21 protein-coding genes are annotated in these 23,271 nt (G+C 50.8%); 9 read left to right on the top strand and 12 right to left on the bottom strand.

Annotated features, from left to right (window positions below):
- The 7 genes from ABUL11_RS06815 to fliF form a co-directional block, all read right to left on the bottom strand.
- The coding region (locus ABUL11_RS06815; RefSeq protein WP_350283113.1) for a phosphoribosyltransferase at positions 1-376 on the bottom strand (376 nt) is incomplete at its 3' end.
- Positions 377-661: 285 nt separating this feature from the next.
- Entirely contained in the window at positions 662-1,783 is a 1,122-nt protein-coding gene (locus ABUL11_RS06820) for a flagellar hook-length control protein FliK (RefSeq protein WP_350283114.1), read from the bottom strand.
- Positions 1,784-1,840: 57 nt separating this feature from the next.
- The gene (gene fliJ, locus ABUL11_RS06825; RefSeq protein ID WP_350283115.1) at positions 1,841-2,293 is read right to left on the bottom strand and encodes a flagellar export protein FliJ; all 453 of its coding nucleotides are present in this window, start codon (positions 2,291-2,293) and stop codon (positions 1,841-1,843) included.
- Between the two features lie 9 nt (positions 2,294-2,302).
- Entirely contained in the window at positions 2,303-3,709 is a 1,407-nt protein-coding gene (fliI, locus tag ABUL11_RS06830; RefSeq protein WP_350283116.1) for a flagellar protein export ATPase FliI, read from the bottom strand.
- A gap of 20 nt (positions 3,710-3,729) precedes the next feature.
- Positions 3,730-4,449 (bottom strand): flagellar assembly protein FliH, encoded by a 720-nt coding sequence (locus tag ABUL11_RS06835; RefSeq protein ID WP_350283117.1) that lies wholly within the window; start codon positions 4,447-4,449, stop codon positions 3,730-3,732.
- 101 nt (positions 4,450-4,550) lie between these two features.
- Complete coding sequence (fliG, locus tag ABUL11_RS06840) at positions 4,551-5,546, bottom strand: flagellar motor switch protein FliG (RefSeq protein WP_350283118.1); 996 nt, start codon at positions 5,544-5,546, stop codon at positions 4,551-4,553.
- A complete protein-coding gene (gene fliF, locus ABUL11_RS06845; RefSeq protein ID WP_350283119.1) occupies positions 5,536-7,182 on the bottom strand; it encodes a flagellar basal-body MS-ring/collar protein FliF in 1,647 nt (548 codons plus the stop codon). Before fliF ends, fliG begins: the two co-directional genes overlap by 11 nt.
- Before the next feature lie 230 nt (positions 7,183-7,412).
- Between fliF and ABUL11_RS06850 the strand changes: the two genes are divergently transcribed.
- The 4 genes from ABUL11_RS06850 (at position 7,413) to ABUL11_RS06865 (ending at position 11,293) form a co-directional block, all read left to right on the top strand.
- Complete coding sequence (locus tag ABUL11_RS06850) at positions 7,413-8,648, top strand: sensor histidine kinase (RefSeq protein ID WP_350283120.1); 1,236 nt, start codon at positions 7,413-7,415, stop codon at positions 8,646-8,648.
- 13 nt (positions 8,649-8,661) lie between these two features.
- Positions 8,662-9,975 (top strand): sigma-54-dependent transcriptional regulator, encoded by a 1,314-nt coding sequence (locus ABUL11_RS06855; RefSeq protein WP_350283121.1) that lies wholly within the window; start codon positions 8,662-8,664, stop codon positions 9,973-9,975.
- A 158-nt stretch (positions 9,976-10,133) separates the two neighbouring features.
- Positions 10,134-10,463, top strand: a complete 330-nt coding sequence (gene fliE, locus ABUL11_RS06860; RefSeq protein ID WP_350283122.1) for a flagellar hook-basal body complex protein FliE — start codon at positions 10,134-10,136, stop codon at positions 10,461-10,463.
- A 32-nt stretch (positions 10,464-10,495) separates the two neighbouring features.
- Positions 10,496-11,293: a flagellar brake protein gene (locus ABUL11_RS06865; protein WP_350283123.1), complete on the top strand. Its 798-nt coding sequence runs from the start codon at positions 10,496-10,498 to the stop codon at positions 11,291-11,293.
- Positions 11,294-11,322: 29 nt separating this feature from the next.
- Here the strand turns inward: ABUL11_RS06865 and ABUL11_RS06870 are convergent, their stop codons facing one another.
- Positions 11,323-11,661 carry an EscU/YscU/HrcU family type III secretion system export apparatus switch protein gene (locus tag ABUL11_RS06870; protein ID WP_350283124.1) on the bottom strand — a complete coding sequence of 113 codons (339 nt, stop codon included), beginning with the start codon at positions 11,659-11,661 and terminating at the stop codon, positions 11,323-11,325.
- Positions 11,648-12,667 carry a flagellar hook-length control protein FliK gene (fliK, locus tag ABUL11_RS06875; RefSeq protein ID WP_350283125.1) on the bottom strand — a complete coding sequence of 340 codons (1,020 nt, stop codon included), beginning with the start codon at positions 12,665-12,667 and terminating at the stop codon, positions 11,648-11,650. Before fliK ends, ABUL11_RS06870 begins: the two co-directional genes overlap by 14 nt.
- A gap of 273 nt (positions 12,668-12,940) precedes the next feature.
- Between fliK and ABUL11_RS06880 the strand changes: the two genes are divergently transcribed.
- The 4 genes from ABUL11_RS06880 to ABUL11_RS06895 all read left to right on the top strand — a co-directional run bounded on the left by ABUL11_RS06880 (position 12,941) and on the right by ABUL11_RS06895 (position 18,546).
- Entirely contained in the window at positions 12,941-14,563 is a 1,623-nt protein-coding gene (locus ABUL11_RS06880) for a FecR family protein (RefSeq protein WP_350283126.1), read from the top strand.
- A complete protein-coding gene (locus ABUL11_RS06885; RefSeq protein WP_350283127.1) occupies positions 14,563-17,448 on the top strand; it encodes an EAL domain-containing protein in 2,886 nt (961 codons plus the stop codon). Before ABUL11_RS06880 ends, ABUL11_RS06885 begins: the two co-directional genes overlap by 1 nt.
- 230 nt (positions 17,449-17,678) lie before the next feature.
- Positions 17,679-18,113 carry an Hsp20/alpha crystallin family protein gene (locus ABUL11_RS06890; RefSeq protein ID WP_350283128.1) on the top strand — a complete coding sequence of 145 codons (435 nt, stop codon included), beginning with the start codon at positions 17,679-17,681 and terminating at the stop codon, positions 18,111-18,113.
- A 244-nt stretch (positions 18,114-18,357) separates the two neighbouring features.
- Complete coding sequence (locus tag ABUL11_RS06895; protein ID WP_350283129.1) at positions 18,358-18,546, top strand: entry exclusion lipoprotein TrbK; 189 nt, start codon at positions 18,358-18,360, stop codon at positions 18,544-18,546.
- A gap of 188 nt (positions 18,547-18,734) precedes the next feature.
- On the opposite strand, the gene gatB is transcribed toward ABUL11_RS06895, so the two are convergent.
- From gatB to gatC, 3 genes are all read right to left on the bottom strand, one after another.
- Positions 18,735-20,171: an Asp-tRNA(Asn)/Glu-tRNA(Gln) amidotransferase subunit GatB gene (gatB, locus tag ABUL11_RS06900; protein WP_350283130.1), complete on the bottom strand. Its 1,437-nt coding sequence runs from the start codon at positions 20,169-20,171 to the stop codon at positions 18,735-18,737.
- A 63-nt stretch (positions 20,172-20,234) separates the two neighbouring features.
- Positions 20,235-21,692, bottom strand: coding sequence for an Asp-tRNA(Asn)/Glu-tRNA(Gln) amidotransferase subunit GatA (gene gatA, locus ABUL11_RS06905; RefSeq protein ID WP_350283131.1), 1,458 nt, complete (start codon positions 21,690-21,692; stop codon positions 20,235-20,237).
- 64 nt (positions 21,693-21,756) lie between these two features.
- Positions 21,757-22,044 carry an Asp-tRNA(Asn)/Glu-tRNA(Gln) amidotransferase subunit GatC gene (gene gatC / locus ABUL11_RS06910; RefSeq protein WP_350283132.1) on the bottom strand — a complete coding sequence of 96 codons (288 nt, stop codon included), beginning with the start codon at positions 22,042-22,044 and terminating at the stop codon, positions 21,757-21,759.
- Between the two features lie 144 nt (positions 22,045-22,188).
- On the opposite strand from gatC, the gene ABUL11_RS06915 reads away from it, so the two are divergent.
- Positions 22,189-23,250: a rod shape-determining protein gene (locus ABUL11_RS06915; RefSeq protein WP_350283133.1), complete on the top strand. Its 1,062-nt coding sequence runs from the start codon at positions 22,189-22,191 to the stop codon at positions 23,248-23,250.
- Positions 23,251-23,271 lie beyond the last annotated feature (21 nt).

Raw genomic sequence — 23,271 nt, forward strand, 5'->3', positions numbered from 1 at the left:
CCACGATCACGATCCGGTCATGCGGATCAGCAGGCGGGTGAACGGGCGTATAGCGTAGGCGTCGCTCGCGCAGCAATTCGAGCTGGGCAGCTTTTTCGGTTTCGATATATTCAGGAGTGGCACCGCTTTGTGCGGCATGGTGGGCCAGATAAACCTGCCCGTTTTCATCGATGGCACCAATCGCGAATTCCGGATTACCCGGGGTGCGCAGCTTGCGTACCAGCACGACATCCAGTTCACCGCCCAGTTTGTCTGCAATGATGCGGGACATGGGCACCGCACCGCGTGGAATCGCCAGCATCAACGGATTCTGTCCTTTATAGGCCATGAGCTGTTCTGCCAGCTGTAGAGCGGCTGCGGTACGATCTTCGAACATCTTCCCCCTGCTTCGATGTACTTTAATGCTTTTATCCTACACCGGTAAATGCCGATTAGTGATAGTTGATGTTCTGTACGAATGTAGGATACCAATAAAGTATGTGACTTTCAGCGTACAGTGCCCGTTAGACTTGGGATGCCATGACTCAACGAAATAAATAAAGTTGGTAACTTAGCTTCGTATCTTCGGTATTACCCGTAAAACATATAAGAGTGATAATCAAATATCCTTTAATCTGGTTTTAACACAATATGACTGCGTATTGGTAGTTCCTGGAGCTTCCTAGGCGAACGTATCGATGAGATTTGAGCGTCTGGTTACCTGTAAGGCTGGTGTTTGCGGACCGGTGGGGTCGTAGAGGGAGTGATCGCTGGCTGCCGGGCGGCGGAAGGGGCTACCTTGTCCGTTTTCTGCCTGCTGCCCGGGCGTGTCTGCACTGACTGAGGTATCGGCCAGCGTAATTCCGTTTTCTGCCATGATCTCGCGCAATCTTGGCAGATTGGCTTCGATGGTTTCACGGACTGCGGGGTGGTGTGAAACGAATTGTGCCGTAAGCTGCTGATCACCGGATAGCTGTAGTGAAATTTCTATCGGGCCGAGGTGAGCCGGATGCAATTTCAGTTCTGCTGCTTGCATCCGCTGTGTCGCCAGCCAGGTGATTTTACGGCCGAATTCTTCCGGCCAGTCCGGCTGACCAAATTCTGCAGCAATAGCCGGGGTATCCTTCGTCGTGGTATCAGCAGCGGTATCAGTCAAGGATGTGCTGCTGGTGTGTGCAGCCACAGGTGTTACCGAGACAGACGTTATCGAAGGCGGCAAGGATTTGCCGCTATCGGCAAAATTTGCCGTATCGATTGCCTGCTGATTAAGGCTATTCGTAAAGACGGGAAACGAGGTACTTGTATTTATATTTCCGGCTAAAAACTCAGCGGAGAGGGGTGTTGTGTGAGTCTGGCTGGTTGTCTGGAGTGGATCGGCAACTTGTCGACTAGACTCTGGTGGTAGATTTAGCGGCATTGCAGATGCCACCCCGCTTGTGAGGAAGGTAATGGGCTCATCCGCCACCGGCTGGTCGATATTCGGCACCATGGTTTTCGTCAGCATGGACAACAGTTCTTCCGCCGGGGTATCTGATGCGATTTGAGGTAGAGCGGGCTGTGGTGGATTGGATGGCGCAGTCATCATCCCGACTATGAGTGCATCGATTGATACAGGTGCCGGATTTTCGGTGTCATCTTCAACGGTTTGATCGCTTTCCATCATACTGATCAGGATGCTGCCAAATGCCTGTTCGATTGGTTGTCCGGAAATAACGGGGCTGGAAATATCGGATAAAAGGGTTGTTATGAGGTCGCTGGTTAAGGCAGGCAGACTTATATCTGGAATGGCGGGTAGATTCGGCATAGCGATCCTAAAAGAGATTTGTTTTTGTATGACAAATACTAAGCAATTCTTATGCCACTAGTCTGCGTTCTTTTCCTGTTTGCTGAAAGTGTGCGCCGTATGTTCATCCAACTGACGTTGTTCCTGTTTCTGCAGGCGTGCCTGGTGGTGAAGCTCGGCGCGTTGCGACAGGGCGTCATAAGATTTTAGTTTTTGGCGGTGGGCATGATATTGCGTGCTTCCTGCTTCCGTATGCTGCTGCGTCATCGTGACGAGTTTTTGCTGTGCCTGAATAGCAGTATCGAGTTTGCAGATGAATGCCTTGAAATTCCGCCATTCGGCCGGACTGATGCCACTTCCGGCGGATTCCATGAATTGCGACTGGTAATTTTCTCGATATTCGACTAACAGGCGTAGAGTTTTTTCGGCCTCCTGTTGCTTGAGGTTCAGTTTTCCCAGATTGATAGCGGCATCGTCTGTCTGTTTACGGGCATGGTCGAGCAGCAGTCTGAGCGAACGGGAAGTGGCCATCTTTTGCGCTTACAGTTGTAAAGCAGAGAGCTTTTCCATGCTTTCGACATAGCTTTCCTGTTCGAACATGCCTTGCTGCAGAAATGATTCGAGTACCGGATAAAGCTCGATAGCCCGGTCCAGTTGCGGATCACTGCCTCTTGCGTATGCCCCCACGCTGATCAGATCATGACTGCGCTGATAGCGGGAGTACAAAGCCTTGAAGCGCTGCGCCTGGCCCAGCTGCTCACGTGTTACCAGGCTGGCCATCACGCGGCTGATCGAAGATTCGATATCTATTGCCGGGTAGTGGCCTGCCTCGGCCAAGTGTCGCGATAGTACGATATGGCCATCGAGAATGGCGCGTGCATTATCGGCAATAGGGTCGTTGGGATCATCATTCTCGGTCAGCACCGTATAGAAGGCGGTGATCGATCCGCTTCCCCGTCGGCCGTTACCTGCACGTTCCACCAGCTGGGGCAGGCGGGCGAATACGGAGGGAGGGTAACCTTTGGTGGCAGGTGGCTCGCCAATGGCGAGTGAAATCTCCCGCTGTGCCATGGCAACGCGGGTGAGTGAATCCATGATCAGCAGCACATGTTTGCCTTCATCCCGGAAATATTCGGCGATGGCGGTAGCATAAGCGGCGCCGTGCAGGCGCATCAGCGGAGAAGTATCGGCCGGAGCGGCGACCACCACCGAGCGTGCCAGACCTCCTTCGCCCAGAATGGTTTCGATGAATTCCTGAACTTCGCGGCCCCGTTCACCGATCAGTGCCACCACGATGACATCTGCACTGGTGTAACGTGCCATCATGCCCAGCAAGACACTTTTGCCCACGCCGCTACCGGCAAATAGTCCCATGCGCTGGCCACGTCCTACACTCAGCAATGTATTGATCGCACGTACACCGACATCCAATGTTTTTTCAATCGGTGCCCGTTCCAGCGGATTGAACGGGCGGCTGTAAAGTGGCACGCTATTCCCGCAATGAAGCGGACCGTAGCGATCGAGTGGATCACCGGCTCCGTTCAGAACACGCCCCAACAACTCCGGGCCGACACTGATATGTTTTGTCCGGTCAGCTGCACGGCGTCGCGGATGTTGCAAGGTTCCGATGCGAGGTGTTGCGCCGGTATATTCGGTAGGAACGACTTTTGCACCTGGAGTCAGTCCGTAAATATCACCAGACGGCATCAGAAAAAGCCGTTCTCCAGAGAAGCCAACTACTTCTGCCGTGACACTGTTTCCGTTCGGGAGAAAAACGATACAGCTGGTACCTACTGCCAGCTTGAGGCCGATGGCTTCCATCACCAATCCGGCCACACGGGTAAGCGTACCGCTGACGAGAAAAGAATTCGCGGGTTCGATCAGACGCTGGCAGTTCTGGAGAAAATCACGCCAGATTGGGGTATGGGCTGATCCGATGGTGCTCATGTGTTATCCGTCTGGTATCGTCATCCCAGCCAGGGCTGCCCCTGGCCGAGGACAGCCAGAGTACGTTGCCACCGGGTGGCCAGCGTTGCATCCACTTCACAGCCGCCAGATTCGACTCGGCAGCCGCCAGGCTCGATCTGTGTATCTTCGTGTATATGCCAATTGGGATGGGCCGGATGATTTTCCAGATAGCCTCGTATTCGCGTGGCATCATCGGGATGCAGTGTCAGCCGGATCGGCTGCGAGACAGCGGGCAGTTGACGCAGTGCCTCCTCAACGATTGGAAGAATCAGTTCAGGTTTGATCTCCAACGCATGATTGGTGATTTTTCTGGCCAGATCGATGGCTAATGTCAGTAAATCCTGTGCCATGGTCTGATCGATCTGTTTCAATTCCTGTTCCAGAGTGCCGGTAAGCGATTGTAAATGCTTAATTTCTACCAGGGCGGTATGTCTTGCCTGCTGCATGCCTTCCTGATAACCGGCCGTTTTGCCTTCTTCACGGGCCTGCTGGTAGATCTGCTCGATCTGTTCGGCGGTAGGTAAAACGACGGCTTCGTGTCCTGCAACTTCTGTCTCGACCGCTACCTGATTTTCAGGCTGATCTGCTGGTCTGGCAGTATGTGGTGTTTTTTCCGGAGATCCGGTTTTTTGCTTGGATTTAAGCGGATCGAGTGAGCCAAATTCCCATTTCTGCCAGGAAGAGAGTTCTTTTTTTGGAATGACGTAAGCTGCTTCCATATCCGTTATTTCCTTATTCAAGTTGACGAGGTGTCTGACGAAAGATGATTACGGGTTTTGATACGGTTAGGTGGCTCGAACAGTAGCTGTACATAGGCCGATTAGATGAAACCGTCTCCTCCTTTTCCACCTAATGCGATACGACCATCATCGGCAAGTTGTCGCAAAGTCTTGAGGATTTTCTTCTGTTCGGCTTCTACCTCGGAAACGCGAACAGGTCCTTTGCTTTCGAGATCTTCACGCAGCGTTTCGGCAGCACGCTGTGACATGTTCTTGAAAATCTTGGTGCGTAATTCCTCTTTGGCTCCTTTGAGTGCAGTGATGAGGGCATCGGATTGGATTTCTCTCAGCAGAAGCTGGATACCCTGGTTATCAATATTCAACAGATCATCAAAGACAAACATCTCATCCATGATTTTCTGTGCGATTTCCTCGTCATACTGGTTAAAATTCTCAATGATGTCGCTTTCCAATGCAGTCGGCATGAAGTTCAGGATCTCTGCCGTAGTGCGGATACCCCCCATACGCGGCTTCTTGATACTATCAGTGCCTGACAGCAGTTTACTCAGTACCCCGTTCAGTTCGCGCAGTGCCGTTGGCTGAACGCTGTCCAGCGTGGCGATGCGTAGCAGGACATCATTTCTCAAGCGTTCGGTAAACAGAGCCAGAATGGCACTGGACTGATCGCGTTCCAGATGGACCAGAATAGTGGCGATGATCTGCGGATGCTCGTTTTTGATCAGCTCAGCAGCAGAAGCGGCATCCATCCATTTCAGGCTTTCGATACCGCTGGTATCATCTCCCTGGCTGATGCGATCCATCAGTCCCGCTGCTTTTTCTTCCCCCAGCGCCTTGGTCAGCACTTTGCGCAGATAATCCAGAGCATCCTGTCCCAGTGAAGACTTGCCATTCGCAAGATGGCAAAATTCTTCCAATACACTTTCGATAGTTTCCTGTTTGATATCGTTGAGGGCGGCCATGGCTTCACTCAGTTTCTGAACTTCCTTGGGGCCGAGATGACGAAATACCTGGGAAGCTTCTTCTTCCCCCAGCGACATCAACAAAATCGCACTTTTATGAATCCCTTCATCGCTCATTGCCTGACACCCATCCTTTCACGACGTTGGCTACGATAGCCGGTTCAGTAACAGCCAGTAATCTCGCTCTTTCCAGATTTTCCTCCAGCGTCACCACCTTGACGATGCTCACCTCGGCTTCGCTCTGCTCCACTCCATCTTTGACAGCTAATGCCGGAACAGGTGGAGGTGGGGGGGAGGGTAATAAATTTCTGAGAAACGGCCGGAAGATCTTTTGCAGGAAGAACAGTACGATCGCTGCGATCAGCAGTTGCTTGCCGATGTCTTTGGCGAGCAGGATGGTATCCGGATCTTTCCAGGGCGGCAGTTCTTCCAGTGAATCTCCTTTCAAGTTAAACTGACTGTTGGTAACCGTCAGTGTGTCACCGCGTCCTTCATCGAAACCAATGGTCTGTTTCACCAGAGCTGTGATTTTCTCGATCTCTTCGCCGGACAGCGGTTCGTTGACCGGACTGCCCGCAGCATCCAGTTTCGCCCGGTAATTGATGACTACTGCTGCTGAAAGCCGGTTGATGCGACCCGTTGCCTGGCGGGTATGTGAAATGGTTTTATCCACTTCATAGTTGGTGGTTGATTCCTTACGAGTATCGGTGGGTGTCGTCTTGGCGGCTGTTTCCGAACTTTGTTGAGCTTCTATAGGTGCTTCAGCCGGAGCAGGAGGACGATTCGACAGCGCACCCGGCACTCCTCCCTCTGGCTGGGAAATGGAAACCGACTCGGATTGCTGCTGGCTGCGAACTGCAGCCGCTTCTGCCGGATTGTTGTTGGGTCTGTAGATTTCTTCGGCGCGTTCGATGCGGGAAAAATCGACATCTGCGGTCACTTGTGCATGTACGTTATCTTCACCGGTGATGGGTGTCAGAATGGCCTCGATGCGCCGGACGAAATTCTGCTCCATATCCTGCACGTACTTGAGCTGGCCGGGGTCGAGTCCGGTTCCCGCCTGGTTGTCTTTCTGGCCACTCAACAGATTACCTTGCTGATCGACGACGGTAACGTTTTTGACCGGCATATCGGGAATACTGCTGGAAATCAGATGAACGATTGCACTGACCTGTTCGGTGCTCAGCATCCGTCCGGGATGCAGGTTCAGCAGCACGGAAACCCTTGGCTGCGGACGTTCCCGGGTGAATACACTCGGCTTGGCAATTGCCAGATGCACGCGTGCTCCCTGAACTGCTGACAGAGATTGAATCGAACGGGAGAGTTCGCCTTCCAGTGCGCGCTGATAATTGACCTGTTCCAGAAACTGGCTGGAGCCGAATTTCTGATTTTCCAGAATCTCGAAACCGGACAGATTGCCTTTAGGCAGCCCTTGTCCCGCCAGACGCAGGCGGACTTCATGCACCTGACTGGCCGGAATCAGGATTGAGCCCCCGCTTTCGCTGAACCGGTACGGAACGTTCATCTTCTGCAGCGCATCGATGATTGCTCCCCCTTCCTGATCCGATAAGCTGGCATAAAGAACCCGGTAATCCGGGGATTGACTCCATAACCATGTACCGGCGATCAGCGCAATGACGGCGGCGGCTGCCACCATCAGGCCCAGTTTCTTCTGGGTTGGCAGTTGTTTGATTTTATCCAGTTGACTGAACGTCTTTTTTTCTTCCTGGATTTCTTCCTGGACGGTTGCCATAACAATCACCTCGTGCCTTGTTCTCTGAGATTTACGGAGCCTGACGGATATCCGAGCCCACTCTGATTTGTCATTTGATATGTGTTGCAGTTTGACGAATACCGGCATTATCAGGATATTCTTCAGGCCTGAATCTCTGAAAAGAGAACATTTGCTCGTGTTATTTCATCGATGATCGGAGCAGCGTGTGGTGCTAAGCTGTGCAGCGTCGAAATCGGGAGATTTTCTCCATGAAAACAGAGGTGAGCTTTACACCGGTGGCTAGCCATGAACAGCTCCGGCAGGCCTTTGCCGTATTCAGTCAGGCCTCCAGCCAGCTTTCCGGGATCTATCGGGAATTGCAGCAGCAGGTTTCCCGTCTGACGGAAGAATTGGCGCTGGCCAACGGAGAGCTGCAGCGCGAGCTGGCTGCCAAGGAAGCGTTGTCGCAGCAGCTCGGACAATTGCTGACAGCATTGCCTGGTGGTGTTGTCGTGCTGGATCATCAGAACAATATCAGTCGGGTCAATCCGGCGACGATTCGTTTACTGGGAGAGCCATTGTTGGGGATGGCATGGCAGCAGATCGTACAGGAACGCTTACAGCCGACAGGGGTGTCTTGTGAATGGCATGCGGGAAAAGAAGATCCCGCCCTATTTTGTTCGCGCAGGCTATATATCGAGAGCAGTGTTTCGGAAATGACCGGGGAGTGCATTCTGCTGCTCCACGACATGACAGAAGCTTATGCGCTGCGCGAACAGAATCGTCGTAACCAGCGGCTTGCGGTAATGGGTGAAATGGCTGCCGGCCTGGCACACCAGCTGCGCACGCCGTTATCTACCGCATTGCTGTATGCCGGGCATTTGAGTGGTGAAGCACTCGATTCTCAGGAAAGGAAAAGATTTGCCGTTAAAGCGATTGAGCGGCTCCACCATCTGGAACATCTGATCCGTAACATGCTGCAGTTCGTGAAAGGTGAACCGGTGCCGGCAGGGCGGGTGAAACTGTCTGTACTGATACGCAAAATACAACGGATGATGGTACCCCAGATGCAGCAGCGTAATCTGCGGTTCGCCGTCCAGGATAACAGCATGGACGTCAGCTTAAATGTGGATCGTACGGCGCTGAGTAATGCCGTGGCGAATCTGCTCGATAACGCCATGCAGGTTTCTCCCGCTGGGGGCCTCATCACATTGACTTGTGAAACAACAGAAGATGAAGCCAGGCTGATCGTCAGTGACGAGGGTCTGGGAATCGATCCCACCCTATATGAACGGGTATTTGAGCCGTTTTTCACGACACGGACGGAGGGAACCGGTTTAGGACTGGCGATCGTGCATAACCTGATCCAGTCGATGCGAGGTGAAATCCGGATCGATTCGGCACCGGGTGCCGGTACCCGGTTTACGATCAGTCTGCCGAGAATGGCAAAAGAGTTTGAGAATGTACCTGATTTGCGAAATAAGGCTGAAACAGCCGAAAAATGAGGACAGATAAGAAATGCGGAATTTGCCTGTATTGATAGTGGAAGATGATCCGGATCTGCTGGAGGCATTGTGCGCAACGCTCGAGCTGGACGGATACACCGCCCTTGCAGCCAGCGGTGGCGAGCAGGCGATCGATCTATTGCGGATCCGCCCGGCAGGACTGGTCATCAGTGATGTGCAGATGCGTCCGATGGATGGTTATACATTGCTGCAGGCCATCAAGCGGAGTCATCCGTGGATTCCGGTTGTACTGATGACTGCGTATGGCGAAGTGGATAAGGCCGTAGCTGCGATGCGTTCCGGTGCCTGTGACTACCTGCTCAAGCCGTTTGATCCGCACAATCTGCTGGCGCATGTCAGACATTATCTGCTGACCGTCACTGATGAAGATGAATCAGAAATCGTTGCTGAAGATCCACGCACGCTGACACTGTTATCGCTTGCGAAGAAGGTGGCCGCAACCAGTGCCACGGTGATGCTGACGGGCGAGAGCGGCAGTGGCAAGGAAGTACTGGCCCGGTTTGTTCATCGTCATTCACCGCGCGCATCTCGGCCGTTTGTCGCCATCAATTGTGCTGCTATCCCTGAGAATCTGCTGGAATCGACTTTGTTCGGATACGAAAAAGGGTCATTTACCGGGGCATCTCAGGCGCAGGCAGGAAAATTCGAGCAGGCCAACGGGGGTACTTTGCTGCTGGATGAAATTTCGGAAATGCCACTCGGCCTTCAGGCAAAACTGCTGCGTGTCCTGCAGGAACGTGAAGTGGAGCGGATAGGCGGGAGTAAACCTGTCAAGCTGGACATACGCCTGATTGCGACTTCCAATCGGGATATGCCGGTGTATGTGCAGGAAGGCCGCTTCCGGGAGGATCTGTATTATCGTCTTAACGTTTTTCCACTGGAAATTTTGCCGCTGCGTGAACGTCCGCAGGATATTGTGCCGCTGGCCCAGCGTATTCTGGATCAATCTGCCCAGCCTCGCTGTGTGCTGACGCAATCAGCCATACATAGTCTGGAGCAGTACACTTGGCCGGGAAATATACGGGAGCTGGAAAATGTGATTCAGCGTGCCATGATCCTGGCAGCAGGCTCAATCGAGGCTGTACACCTGAATCTGCCGGAATCCTCTGCCAGAGATATCTGTCGGAGAAAAGCGCAGGGAGAAGGGGATTCATCGTTACGCGATATCAAATCACTCGAACGGGATCATATCCTGCAAACGCTGGCAGCGGTGAATGGCTCACGTAAACTGGCGGTGCAGAAACTTGGCATTTCCGAGCGCACCTTGCGTTACAAACTGCAGCAATACCGGCTTGCCCGGTGTTGATCGATTTTATGAATGAGTATTTCGGCAAGAACCGTTACGATCAACTTGAATCTCCCGAGGCATATCAACATGGCAGGCGAGAGGTGGGTAAGAATGCAGCACAGCAATTCAGTTGCACAGCGGGTTTTCCGAAGTAACCAGATACCGGAGAAAGAAATATGAATGTTACATCAAGCATGGACCAGATTCTGGCACAGCTCAAGGCTGCTTCGGATCTGGCAGCGGACGGCAGTAAACCTTCTGCAACTGTTTCCACGGTTTCACAGGCAGATTTCGGTCAGCTGCTCAAGTCCGCGGTCGATCAGGTCAATACTGTTCAGCAGACTGCCAGTCAGCTAAGTCGGGAATTCGTGGGGGGCAATCAGGATGTCGAACTTCACGATGTCATGATTTCTCTGCAGAAAGCGAATGTCTCCTTTCAATCCATGATTCAGGTACGCAACCGGCTGGTAACGGCGTATCAGGAGATCATGAACATGCAAGTGTAAGGATGCAATCCATAAGAACAGCGAGGCATACGATGGCCAAATTCCAGAGGACACCTGAAATAGGAGGTTCCGCAGCAAACATGAAGAATGTCAGAGAATCGGATTACAGTGTGAATTTCCTGGCAGAAATACTCTTTTTTCTGAATGGGGTCATGCGGGAAAAATCACTGATTTCGCTGCAAATTGCTAAAAATACTCACACTACTATTCTTTCATCCATTCTGGCTGTCGATTTGCAAAAGAAGTTACTGGTACTGGATTACGGGATCAATGAAACACTCAATCAAATGGCACTCAAAACGGGTAGTGTGCAGTGTATTACCAGCCATAATCGGGTCAGGATCGAATTTGATTGCGATAACTTGCAGCATATCCGGTTCGAGGGTCGCAATGCATTCAGTGCGGATATTCCGGCATCGCTGAAACGTCTGCAGCGGCGTAATTTTTATCGGATCGCAACGCCGGTGGCAAACCCTGCAACTTGTGTCATTCCACCACTGAAGCAATGCGAGGAGGTCCCTCTTACGCTCAATCTGCTGGATATCAGTCGCGGCGGTATGGCGCTGATCGATCGTCCATATGCCGATGCGCCCCTGAAAGCCGGTATGACACTGGAAAATTGCCGGATTGAATTGCCGGAATTTGACACGGTTGAAACTACCGTCCGGATCGTGAATATCAGTACGGCTATTCTTTCCAATGGCAACACCTGCTCGCGCATCGGTTGTGAATTTGTAAATTTGTCTGAGAAATCAGGGACGCTGATACAACGTTACATTATTTGGCTTGAACAACAGGCCAGAAAATTCGATACGAAATTACACTTCTGACGTCGTTACAGATCGAGTGAGATGAGTCATCAGGTGGGTGTTGCCAGGTCGTTTTCCAGCCGATAGAGCCAGGCCAGCAATTCCGCTACGGCGATATACAACTCCGGTGGAATGTGATCATCCAGATCGACCTGCATCAGCAGTGCCACCAATTCAGCCGATTCATGCACATACACGCCGGCTTCCTGAGCGCGGCGAATGATTTCTTCGGCAATCAGCCCCCGGCCTTTGGCGACCACCTGGGGAGCGGCCATGCTGCTGTGATAGGTGAGTGCTACTGCTCCAGGAACTGGAGTATGTCCCGGTGTGGCGGGCGAATCGGCCAGTTCGCCCGGATCCTCTTGCCCGGTTGGGTCAGGGTGCTTCATGCCGTTGAATATCCATCGCATGAATCGTCATCCCGGTCGTTTGCATGGCACTTGCCAGTGCAACCTGTTCTTTCCTGAGCTGCCGTGTAATTTCATCGGAATCGGCATCCAGCCGGATTCGCATACCCTGTGGCTCGATCGTGACGGTGGCAGTGATTTTTCCCAGATTTGGCAGTTGCAGATGAATCCGAGTCTGCCAACGGCCCGATTTTCCGGTTTTTTCATCGTCGGCCTGTGCTTTTCCCTGATCATCCGGATATTCGATGATATCCCATTCCATGGCTTGCCCTGGCCAGATTTCTCCCCGCCACTGGATAGTTCCGGTTTCCAGGGTATGCAGTTGCTGTTGTATTAGTGGCCCTGCCTGGGGTGCGCCCGGTGAGGTCGTGGCTGAGCCAGCAAGCGTTGTGGATACGGTTGCAGATGCAGGCAGTCTGCCTTGGGGCTCCTGCCGGAGTTGCTGCAGCGAACGGTTGCCGCTGAGCCATTGCGCCAGATGGGCTTCGTAAAATAAGCCGCTGATTGACAGGGCTTGTTGCAGTTGACCTGGTAACTGAATTCTTTCCCTACCGGTAGCGGGTGGTGCCGACAACAGCGGGGTAGCTTCGTTCGCAGCTTTCATGGCAGGCTGACTCAGCAGCTGTGCAATAAGTCTGCCGGCCGGACTGAGCGTTGTTGGGTTATTGCCATCTTGAATACCGCTGTGCAGCAAAAATTTCAGCCGGGGAGACTGTTCGATCAGTGTCAATTCCAAAATATCTCCAGGGTTTGCTGAAGCGGGCATGCGCATTTGCAGCCATCTGCCGGCGACATTGACGATGGAATGGCCGTTCGTCAGCCGTTCGCCGATCTGTGCCCTGTATTTCTGGCCCAAAGTAAAGGGAGGTGTATCCGATTGTGTGGCATCCGGTACCGGGGTAACCGCGCTGACCGGCCGAGTCTGGGAAATTGCATCGGCTGGGGTGGCAGATATAATAACTGCAGAATTGACCGGATTTGAAATCATGGTATCACCTTGATGTAACTGGTTTGGATATTGGGCTCGACGGATGGTCTATGCCAATCATAACCCGACCTTATCTGGTTACGTATGATTTTACTCAACTTTTTTTGTCATTACGAAATTGCTGTTGCGAATCCTGCGAGAGTTTGTTTTCCTGCAATCCGGTAGAAACAGATATTCATTTTGAATAATCAGATTTTCTTTTCCAGTATCAGGTATTATGGTATTTGTCTGTTTTTTCAATATGATGGTCCATCAATCCGTTCGAGTTACCAAGTGTGTGATAAGACGATTTGCCGGCTGCTGCCGGTGTACGCGCTTTTCCTGCTGATATGTTCCGATGGTGTCAGAGCTGAGGATTGGCTATATACGGTTCGTTCAGGGGATAATCTCTGGAACGTGGCAGAGCGCCATCTGGTCAGCATGAAATATGTGCCGCGTCTGCAGCAGCTCAATCGCATCCAGGATCCACATCATATTCTGCCAGGCAAGGTAATCCGGATTCCGATCGAATGGGCGACCCGCCGGCCGGGAGATGCTGAGATCGTTGAGTGTTACGGAACGGCTATCCTCAGACGTGCTGCCAGTGCCGAAAATTTACCGGTTACGGAAAAATTGCGGGTGGCAATCGGGGATGAAATCAGTACTGGTCCGGATTCCCAGGTTACGCTCGAATTCAGAGACCGGTCCCGTCTTCGGGTGGAAAGTGAAAGTAAAATCCGCCTGAAACAGACCGAGGTGCTGGGGCAGGATGCGGTTGTGGTGACGGATATCGAGCTGGAATCCGGCCGTACGGTAAATATTGTTCCACATGAGTCCGAGCCTGCCACTCGGTTCAGAATACAGACACCTGCTGCCGTGAGTTCAGTACGTGGCACCCGCTTTCGCATAGGAACGGACAAGCAAGACGGAACTACTCGCGGCGAAGTTCTGGAGGGGTTGCTGGAGGTAGGCGCACAAGGAAAGAATGTACAGGTACGAAAGGGCTATGGCACGGTTACGCGGCCGGACCAGTCACCCGCCAGCCCGGTTGAATTATTACCTGAACCGGATTTTTCCGAGACACCGGATGTGTATGAGCGAGTGCCTCTGGTCATTCCTTTGAAGTCTTTGGCGGGTGCGCGTTCGTATCGGGTACAGATTGCTCTGGACCCTGAGTTCAAGGAGATTTCGACTGATCTGGTTGCGATGAATCTACCGCTGCGTGGTCGTGAGCTGGCCGATGGAGACTACTGGTTGAGAGTGCGCGGACAGGATGGATCAGGTCTGGAAGGCAAGGATGGCGTCAAGAAAATCAAAGTACATGCCCATCCGGAGCCACCATTCATCATAGCACCCCAGTCAGATGCAAAGATCGGGGGTAATCAGCTTGTTCTTGAATGGACTACCCGGCCGGATATCAAGCGTTATCTTATCGAAGTAGATCGTACAGCCGATTTCAGGGAATCGAGAAAATACAAATCCGATTCTCCAGAAGGGTACTTTACATTACCGGAGCTGTTGGTACCGGGCAAATACTGGTGGCGGATAGCTGCAGAATCCAAGACCATTGGGATGGGACCTTACAGTGACCCGGTATCTTTCAGAGTACCAGTGCCAGGCCCGAAACTGGATTCGGTTGAGATCGAGAGTGAAGAAATCAGATTCGCCTGGTCTGCAGGGAAAACAGGAGAACAGTTTCAATTCCAGATGGCGCGTGATTCCGAATTCAATAAAATCATCAGCGATATCCTGGTTAGTGAGTCCAAAGTTGTCATTCCCAATCCAGGGGGAGGCAGCTATTATCTACGTATCAAACCGATCTGGGCCGAGGGTGAAGAAGGCGTGTTCGGGCCGGTCCAGTCATTCGAGATCCCGTATCGTTTTCCTTTCTTCCTGCCATTTTTAGGGTTTATATAATGGCGATGTGGGGTATGCGCGGTATTATCAGTACCCCTAAACTTCGTGCTGTACTGTTATTGGTGATCGTCGGGTTGCTGTCAGTATCGGGTTGGCTGCAACGTTTCGACTGGCTGGTTTATGATGAAATCATCAGTCGGCAATCTTTTCAGCCGGATAGCGATATTGTCATCGTGGCAATTGATGAAGAAAGTTTGCGAGCCATCGGTAAATGGCCCTGGTCTCGCGAGCTGTATGCCGAGTTGATAGATCGCCTTAGTCAGGTTGGCTCGAATGTGGTAGCGCTTGATTTGTTATTGTCTGAACCCGATTCTGACCATCCGGAGGCTGATAAGCGTCTCAAGACAGCAATTTTTACGCATAGAAATGTCGTGTTGCCGGTTGCACCGGCACAGAATGCCTCTGGTGACAAATTCTTTCTTATCCAGCCGCTTGCATCGTTACAACGTCGTGCCATACTTGGTCATGTGGATATCGAGTTGGATCGAGATGGGGTAGCACGCAGGACTTTTCTCTATGCCGGTATCGATATTCCTGCATTTCCGGCACTGGGCCTGGTGCTGGCGGATAAAGGCAGTCTGTCGAATCGTATGCACCCGTTGAGCCAAATGCCTGGGGCGGATAAAACGGTGGTGAATACCGGGAATAGCTGGGTTCGTTCACGCGAAATCATGGTTCCTTTTGCCGGGCCACCGGGTACTTATCCTCGGATTTCCTATGCCAGATTACTCAATGATGATGAGCTGCTGGATGATCTACGAGGGAAGATCATTATTGTGGGCATGACGGCCACTGGTTTGCGGCAGGGTTTTCTGACACCCGTTTCACTTACCCGGAATAACTATATGAGTGGTGTCGAGTGGCATGCCAGTGTGGCTGACATGTTGCGTAACGGGCGTTCGATTTATCCTGTTCCGGAAATGGTTACTATCGTAGTAACGGTATTATGGGTGCTAGCGGTATTACTCGTCGTTAATGTTGCACCGGGTTGGTTCAGGAGTCTCGTGCTTCTGGTATCACTCGCAGCAGGTGTTGGGTTGGTGATGGTATTGCTCAGCGTATTTCATATCTGGTTACCGCCCGGGACAGCTCTGACCGGGACGCTGGCTGTGTATCCGTTACAGAGCTGGCAACGTATCAATGAGTTCATACAATCGCAATTCATAACCGGATCCTGTCTTCAAGCAGTATTCGATTCAGTGCAGGAAGGTGTGATTACGGTCGATGCGAGGGGCAACATTCTCTATCTCAATCAGGAAAGTGAACACATTCTGGGCGCAAGATCGGAGTATCTGATCGGGAAGCCGCTGGAGCAGCTGATCGAGATATGTCTGATTCCTGATAAACAGGATAAAGGTGTGAATGTCTCTGAATCTGCTGATACCCACCCAGATTCCCGGATACAGCATTGTGTTCTTACGTTGCCTTCCGGGGACAGGCGTACTATTCGGGTGACACATCGGGCGTTGTATGACAGGTGGCGTACTCCAGCTGGTGCTGTGGTAACGATTTCAGATATTTCCGATGCGTTGGAGATGAAACAGCAAATTGCCCGTCAGGCCAATTATGATGTACTAACGATGCTGCCCAGCCGGAATTTTCTGCTTTCCCGTTTTGGCGAACTGGCTGCTTCTGCTCAGCAGTATGGTGCCGCACTGATTGTCTGCCTGGTATCAGTCGATAATTTCAGTAAGATCAACGATGCTCTCGGTTACCATTCCGGAGATACTTTGTTGAAAATGATTGCCGACCGGTTGCTTAAACTGGTTTGCAATGAAGATCTGATCGCCCGCTGGAGTGGGGATGAGTTTATGCTGGTAGTGGACAGACCAGTGCGGGAAGGCCAGGAGTTGCAGTTTGCCAGGAAAGTTCAGGAAACTATCAATCGCAGGTTTGAAATCAACGGGCAGGAGGTTTTCATTTCGGCGAGCATTGGTATCAGGATATCTTCCCAGGTTGATCAGGTGGATGAAGAGAATGAAGTTTTTCTGGACGAAGCAGTTTCTGCTATGCGGCGTGTCAAACGGCAGGGAGGAAATGGTTTTCAGTTTTATTCTTCTGGGCAGATGAATGCCTGGACACGTGAGCAGCTCGAATTTGAAAGAGACTTCCGGCTGGCCATCGAGAATCAGGACAAGGCGCTACATGTTCTGTTCCAGCCCATCGTTGATGTTCAGCAAAAGCGGGTTGTCCACAATGAAGTATTAGTACGTTGGGCTCATCCCACGCGTGGATTATTATCTCCAGGAGATTTCATTCCGCTTGCCGAACGAGTCGGATTGATCGGACAACTGGGGGATCTGGTGTTATGGATTTCCTGTAGGATAGCTGCTGATCTGGCAAAGGTAGGGCAGGCAGTCGATATTTCCGTCAATGTGGCTTCACGGCAGTTGCTGCACCCGGATTTCCTGCAGAAGGTAGCTGGTGTGCTGGAACGTACCGGTTTGCCGGCTGAGCGATTGATGCTGGAAATTACCGAGAACGCTGTTATCAGTGATTTACCGCGTGCGGCAGAAGCATTGGTACGTTTGAAAGCATTGGGAGTTGCTATTGCTCTGGATGATTTTGGTACGGGTTATTCTTCACTGAGCTTGCTGCGTGAGTTGCCGCTGGATATTCTGAAAATCGATAAATCATTCATTCAAAGTATTGAGCAGGATCACTGTGGTGGCGAGAAGTTTGATTTTGCAATTGCCCGGGCGATTATTGCGCTGGGTGACAATCTCGGGTTAAGGGTGATTGCAGAAGGTGTAGAGACCGAGAGACACATGGAGTTTCTGCGCAGACATCGCTGCTATCTACAACAAGGCTATTATTTCAGCCGCCCGTTGTCGACCACCCAGCTGATGCAGTTTATGGGAAGATCGGATTCGATCCGAGTCTGAAGTGGTGGATCGGTCGATATCGTTCATCTTTTACTGGGTGTCCGACTTGAAAATGCCAAAGACATGCTTATATTATTGCCAGCATTCATGAAATATGAACAATCATCGAAGTAGGTATTTTTAAATGATTGAGAATATTCAGACAGAATGTTTTGGTCAGGTGAGTCACGTTTTGTATTGATGAGTGGCAGCCTGTTTTGTAAATGGTTGTGATTTATATAGAGGTTATTATGGCAATTACGCGATATGAACCATGGGGATTACTGACACAATTACAACGGGAACTGGAGCGGGCTCGGGATGATATGGCGACCGAGGGAGCTTCAGCAATTGCTGAATGGGCACCGGCAGTCGATATCAAGGAAGAAAACGATAAGTTTGTCGTGCATGCTGACTTACCCGGAGTGAAACCTGAAGCAATAGATGTGACGACAGAAAACGGGGTGCTCACGATCAAGGGTGAAAAGCAGACCGAAGCGAGAACCGAAAAAGAAAGGTATAAACGGGTTGAGCGAACTCACGGTTCTTTTTATCGCCGCTTTAGTCTGCCGGATACTGCCGACCTGGGTGCAATCTCAGCTGTTACCAAAGATGGAGTGTTGGTTGTCACCATCCCCAAGCGGGAAGCGGTACAACCCAAGAAAATCAGCGTCACTGTGCAATAAAATAGATGACAAACGGGGCTTTCGGGCCCCGTTTGTACAATGGCTATTGTGATTTACTCCATTCAGCGTGAGTAGATCTGAAACAATCTAAAATTCCAGGAAGTCAGGTAGAATAGCTTTACCAGTGGCCATTGGCCGTGAATGCCTGGCAGTTTCAGGTGGCTGGGATTTCAGTACCTGATTCAGGATCGCAAAGGGTAGACAAACCAGTCTGGCTTTAGCGGATTTTTATAGAGGAAATTTTATGAACTTTAAATACTACATCATTTGTATTCTGGGCCTCAGTACCGCTTTGATCGGTTGCAGCGGACCTCCTGAAGTGAGCGCAGAGAATTGTGCAGGAAGAGGAATGGAAAGAGCATTGGATTTTTACAAGAATAATGAAGTTGAACGGCAGGCATTTATTGATAAGTGCAATGCTTTACCCAAATAAGTACAGGTAATACACTTTTTGCTGAAGATTCAGGCTCGGTTTACAGGGTTTTTCTGTAGTGCCTTCAGGCCTGAATCGTTAAGTTTGAACTAGCAATGATCGCAGGGGCTGGAAAGTACAAGCCCAAGCTTTTTCCAGAGTTTTTTATAATTGAATGGTATATTTCTCCAGATTTGTCTGAAGCTTTATTATTCCACCAGGCGTCTTTTGAGTACTGAGTTAACCTGAGCGGGGTTGGCCTTTCCTTTTGAAGTTTTCATTACCTGCCCAACCAGGGAATTGAATGCTTTTTCTTTTCCGGCACGGTAATCGGCTATTTGTTGCGGGTTCGCGGCAAGTACCTCATCAACCCATTTCTCAATTTCGCTGTCATCTGAAACCTGTCTGAGGTTTTTTGCATCGATGATCGTATCTGCGCTGTCACCGTTACTTTGCCACATGCTGTCAAACACATCCTTGGCTATTTTTCCTGATATGGTGCCGTCGGTGATGCGTAGCAGCAATCCGGCCAGTTGTTCGGGGTTGACCGGGCTTTGGGTAATTTCGAGCCCTTCGTTGTTTAACCTTGCGCTGACTTCACCCATGATCCAATTAGCACAGAGTTTGCTTTGCCCGGGAAGAAGGCTGGCCGTTTGCTCAAAATAATCTGCAATCTCACGCGTTGCAGTCAGTATATTGGCATCATAGGCCGGCAGGCCAAAATCCTGAATGTAGCGATTACGCTTGTCCTTCGGCAACTCCGGCAGTTTCCCTCTAAGCTGATCTATCCATTCCCGGGGAATGATTACCGGCAGTAAATCTGGATCCGGGAAATAGCGGTAATCATGTGCATCTTCTTTACTGCGCATGGTGCGGGTTTCATCTCGATCTGCGTCATACAGGCGGGTTTCCTGAGTGATGCTGCCACCGCTTTCCAGAATATCGATTTGTCTTGCTACTTCATAATCGATGGCTCGTTCGAGAAAGCGGAATGAATTGAGGTTTTTGATTTCACAGCGGGTTCCAAGCGTTTCCGAGCCCGCAGGCCGTACTGAAACATTGGCATCACAGCGGAATGATCCTTCCTGCATGTTGCCGTCGCATATACCGATCCAGCGTACCAATGAGTGTAGCATTCTTGCGTATGCCACGGCTTCGGCACTACTGCGCATATCCGGTTCCGAGACGATTTCGAGCAGCCCTGTTCCGGCACGATTCAGGTCGATTCCCGTCATTCCGTGAAATTCTTCGTGCGTCGATTTTCCGGCATCTTCTTCCAGATGGGCGCGAGTCAGACGTATGGTTTTTTCCTGATTTCTTGTCTGAATGGTAATATGCCCGCCTTCAACGATCGGATGTTCCAGCTGACTGATCTGATAGCCTTTGGGCAAGTCAGGATAAAAGTAGTTTTTTCGTGCAAAAACAGAGGGCGAGTTGATAGTTGCGTCGATTGTCAAGCCAAACCGGATGGCATGTTCTATTGCGCCCCGGTTTAATACGGGCAATACACCGGGAAGGGCGATGTCCACAGCACAGGCTTGTGAATTTGGCTCGGCGCCGTATGCTACCGATGCACCGGAAAAAATTTTGGATCGGGTCGATAACTGTACATGTATCTCAAGGCCAATGACGGTTTCCCATTGCATGATCAGCTAATCCTTTTGCTTTTAATCGTTTTTTGCTGTTAGAAAACAGGGAGCGTATCTCAGTTACAGGTTTTCCGGTGGAGTGAGTTCGTGCCAGTTCGTTACTTGCTGGTAGCAGTGGGCAACATTCAGCATCTGTGCTTCCTGGAAATAGTTTCCAATGATATGTAAACCTACCGGCCTGTTTTTACTGCCGAATCCGGCTGGTATCGACATACCCGGCAACCCTGCCAAACTGGCGGTACTGGTATAGATGTCGGACAGATACATCTGGATAGGATCATCGCATTTCTCACCGATATTGAATGCCACGGTAGGGGTAGTCGGTCCCATGATCAGGTCGCACTGTTCAAAAGCTTTCCTGAAATCCTCGGCAATCAGGCGGCGTAATTTCTGAGCCTGAAGGTAGTAAGCGTCATAATAGCCGTGGGATAATACGTAAGTACCAATGAGAATGCGGCGCTTCACTTCCTCGCCGAATCCTTCTGCCCGTGTTTTGGTATATAAGTCTTCCAGGCTGCTGTATTGTGCGGTGCGATAGCCATATCGCGCGCCATCGAAACGTGACAGATTGCTGGATGCTTCAGCGGGGGCGAGCACATAATAAACCGGGACGGCAAGCTTACTGTTCGGCAGCGAAACCTCAACAAATGTCGCCCCCAGTTTGCGATACTCTGCCAGAGCGGCTTCAATTGCACTGGAAACATCACTGCTCATGCCCTCTGCAAAAAATTCCTTCGGCAGACCGATGCGCAGCCCGTTCACCGGTTTTTCCAGATCTTGCGCATAATTTTCCTTTGCTCGCTGCAAGCTGGTCGAATCATGCTCATCGAATCCGACCATGGTGTTCAGCAACAAGGCCAGGTCTTCAGCAGATTTGGCCATGGGTCCGCCCTGGTCTAGACTGGAGGCAAATGCGATCATGCCATAGCGGGAAACCAGGCCATAGGTGGGTTTGATTCCACTGATTCCGCATAATGCAGCTGGTTGACGAATTGAGCCTCCCGTATCAGAACCAGTTGCCACTGGTGCCAATCTGGCTGCTACTGCGCAGGCTGAACCACCCGAGCTGCCACCCGGTACGGCCAATCTGTCCCAGGGATTTTTTACCGGACCATAGTAGGATGTTTCGTTACTTGATCCCATTGCGAACTCATCCATATTGGTTTTACCCAGATTTACCATACCCGCCTGATCGAATCGTTCTATCACAGTAGCATCATAGGGTGAAACAAAATTTGAAAGCATTTTTGATCCGCAGGTGGTCAGCCATCCTCTGGCGCAGAAAATATCTTTTTGTGCAATGGGTATTCCAGTGAGAGGAGTCGATCGCCCTGCAGCAATCATCTGGTCGGCAGCACTGGCCTGATCCAGACTTTTTTCCTCATCGATAGTGATAAAGGCATTCAGATCAGGATTAAGCGCTTTGATGCGGGATAAAAACTCACTGGTGAGTTCCGTGCTGGATATTTTCTTTTCTGAGAGCAACAAGGAAAGCTGCCTGAGGCTGGCATTTAACATGATCTGTCAGTGCAGTGGAATATATTAGAAATAGATGGGCAAGAATACGGGTTTACAGTCTGCGTTATTCGATTACTTTGGGAACCAGGTAGTATCCATCCTCGACTTGAGGAGCAACTGATTGAAAAAGGACGCGTTGATCAGATTCAGTGACAATATCTTCACGCAGCCTTTGCACCATATCTTGAGAATGGCTCATCGGCTTGATCCCCTGCGTATCGACTGCCCGCATTTGCTCAATCAGATCAAATATTCCGGATAAACGGACCAGATTCTGCTGGGCATCCGTTTCGCTGATTTCAATGCGAGCAAGCTTTGCAACGCGCCTAATATCGTCCAGTGACAAAGTCATATTTTGAAGCTTTCTATTTATACCAAGACAACTAATAGAGTATCATGCACACCTGTTAAACGTATATTTTTATATATTTGTGGCGCTTGTTACAAGGTCGGGACTTACAAAGTTCCTGCCGAGCAATAATATACCGGACCCGTCATGCTTAACTTCCTGAACAACAATTTTCTGGGTAACTATTTCTCGACGGATATGGCGGTTGATCTTGGCACAGCCAATACACTGATCTACGTTCGCGGTCATGGCATCGTGCTGAATGAACCGTCAGTAGTTGCCATACGCCATGAAGGTGGTCCAGGTGGTAAACGTATGATCCAGCAGGTAGGGCAGGCAGCAAAACAAATGCTAGGCCGGACCCCGGGAAACATTACAGCAATTCGACCGATGAAGGATGGTGTCATTGCCGACTTTACCGTGACCGAACAGATGCTCAAGCAATTCATTAGAAAAGCCCACCCTCCTCGCTTGTTTTCTGCAAATCCGCGAATTGTCATTTCAGTGCCTTGTGGTTCGACTCAGGTGGAGCGGCGTGCCATTAGAGAGGCGGCTTACGGAGCAGGTGCGCGCAAGGTTGAGTTAATCGAAGAACCCATGGCTGCTGCGCTGGGGGCTGATTTACCTGTTGAAACCCCAACCGGTTGTATGGTGGTCGATATTGGCGGGGGTACCACCGAAGTTGCAGTGATTTCACTGGGCGGGGTTGTCTACTCTAATTCGGTACGAGTGGGAGGTGACAGGTTCGATGAAGCGATCATTAACTATATCCGTCGTAATTATGGAATCATGATCGGCGAGGTTACAGCAGAAATTATCAAGTCAGAGATCGGCTCTGCCTATCCGGGCTCAGAAGTCCGCGAAATAGAGGTAAAAGGACGTAATCTGGCTGAGGGTATCCCACGCAGTTTCACGATTTCCAGTAATGAAATTTTAGAGGCACTGGCTGAACCACTGAACAGTATTGTCAGTGCGGTTAAAACAGCTTTGGAGCAAACGCCTCCTGAACTTGGTTCCGATATTGCGGAAATGGGGATGGTGATGACGGGGGGCGGTGCATTGTTGCATGATATCGATCGTCTGCTGATGGAGGAGACAGGATTGTCTGTCATTATTGCTGATGACCCACTTACTTGTGTTGTGCGTGGTGCGGGAATCGCTCTGGAGAGTATTGATCATTCAGTCGGAATCTTTGCCAGAGACTATTAATATACTCTTGGGTGAGCGTGT

This window comes from Nitrosomonas sp., from assembly GCF_040256045.1.
GTDB lineage: Bacteria > Pseudomonadota > Gammaproteobacteria > Burkholderiales > Nitrosomonadaceae > Nitrosomonas.

Coding starts and splice junctions, on each gene's coding strand:
- ABUL11_RS06835 (WP_350283117.1), bottom strand. CDS start 4,449: ATGGAAGCAGCTTACGTCATTCCAAAAAAAGAACTCTCTTCCTGGCAG.
- ABUL11_RS06870 (WP_350283124.1), bottom strand. CDS start 11,661: ATGAAGCACCCTGACCCAACCGGGCAAGAGGATCCGGGCGAACTGGCC.
- fliI (WP_350283116.1), bottom strand. CDS start 3,709: ATGAGCACCATCGGATCAGCCCATACCCCAATCTGGCGTGATTTTCTC.
- fliF (WP_350283119.1), bottom strand. CDS start 7,182: ATGGCAACCGTCCAGGAAGAAATCCAGGAAGAAAAAAAGACGTTCAGT.
- gatB (WP_350283130.1), bottom strand. CDS start 20,171: ATGCAATGGGAAACCGTCATTGGCCTTGAGATACATGTACAGTTATCG.
- ABUL11_RS06915 (WP_350283133.1), top strand. CDS start 22,189: ATGCTTAACTTCCTGAACAACAATTTTCTGGGTAACTATTTCTCGACG.
- fliK (WP_350283125.1), bottom strand. CDS start 12,667: ATGATTTCAAATCCGGTCAATTCTGCAGTTATTATATCTGCCACCCCA.
- ABUL11_RS06885 (WP_350283127.1), top strand. CDS start 14,563: ATGGCGATGTGGGGTATGCGCGGTATTATCAGTACCCCTAAACTTCGT.
- gatC (WP_350283132.1), bottom strand. CDS start 22,044: ATGACTTTGTCACTGGACGATATTAGGCGCGTTGCAAAGCTTGCTCGC.
- fliE (WP_350283122.1), top strand. CDS start 10,134: ATGAATGTTACATCAAGCATGGACCAGATTCTGGCACAGCTCAAGGCT.
- ABUL11_RS06890 (WP_350283128.1), top strand. CDS start 17,679: ATGGCAATTACGCGATATGAACCATGGGGATTACTGACACAATTACAA.
- ABUL11_RS06850 (WP_350283120.1), top strand. CDS start 7,413: ATGAAAACAGAGGTGAGCTTTACACCGGTGGCTAGCCATGAACAGCTC.
- ABUL11_RS06865 (WP_350283123.1), top strand. CDS start 10,496: ATGGCCAAATTCCAGAGGACACCTGAAATAGGAGGTTCCGCAGCAAAC.
- ABUL11_RS06855 (WP_350283121.1), top strand. CDS start 8,662: ATGCGGAATTTGCCTGTATTGATAGTGGAAGATGATCCGGATCTGCTG.
- fliG (WP_350283118.1), bottom strand. CDS start 5,546: ATGAGCGATGAAGGGATTCATAAAAGTGCGATTTTGTTGATGTCGCTG.
- ABUL11_RS06820 (WP_350283114.1), bottom strand. CDS start 1,783: ATGCCGAATCTACCCGCCATTCCAGATATAAGTCTGCCTGCCTTAACC.
- gatA (WP_350283131.1), bottom strand. CDS start 21,692: ATGTTAAATGCCAGCCTCAGGCAGCTTTCCTTGTTGCTCTCAGAAAAG.
- fliJ (WP_350283115.1), bottom strand. CDS start 2,293: ATGGCCACTTCCCGTTCGCTCAGACTGCTGCTCGACCATGCCCGTAAA.
- ABUL11_RS06895 (WP_350283129.1), top strand. CDS start 18,358: ATGAACTTTAAATACTACATCATTTGTATTCTGGGCCTCAGTACCGCT.